Source organism: Acinetobacter lwoffii, assembly GCF_024129855.1.
Classification (GTDB): Bacteria; Pseudomonadota; Gammaproteobacteria; order Pseudomonadales; family Moraxellaceae; genus Acinetobacter; species Acinetobacter lwoffii_L.
This window is the reverse complement of sequence record NZ_JAMXXC010000083.1, coordinates 1-322: the sequence shown is the minus strand read 5'-3', so window position 1 is coordinate 322 and position 322 is coordinate 1. Positions and strand designations below refer to the sequence as shown.

Below are 322 nucleotides of genomic sequence, written 5' to 3'. Positions count from 1 at the left end.
CAGATTGACTCTGTTTATACCGATGGAGCTTATGACACCAAGCAATGCCGTCAGGTCATTGCAGATCGGCAAGGGCATGCGGTGATTCCACTTAGAAAAAATGCGAAACCATGGAAAGATACAAAGAGTAGCTCGCTAGAGCGAAATGAATTACTTCGAACAGTTAAGCGTTTAGGCAGGACACTATGGAAAAAATGGTCAGGCTATCATCGGCGAAGTTTGGTTGAAACTAAGATGCATTGCATCAAATTATTAGGAGATAAACTCAGTGCAAGGAGTTTTGATAGCCAAGTGAATGAGATCCATGCACGTGTAGCAGTCC

General features: G+C 43.2%; 1 protein-coding gene. It reads left to right on the top strand.

The genetic code is table 11. The features are described 5' to 3' along the window. Positions 1–322, top strand: a 322-nt coding sequence (locus NI465_RS16600; RefSeq protein ID WP_253146009.1) for a transposase, incomplete at both ends; no start/stop codon positions are given.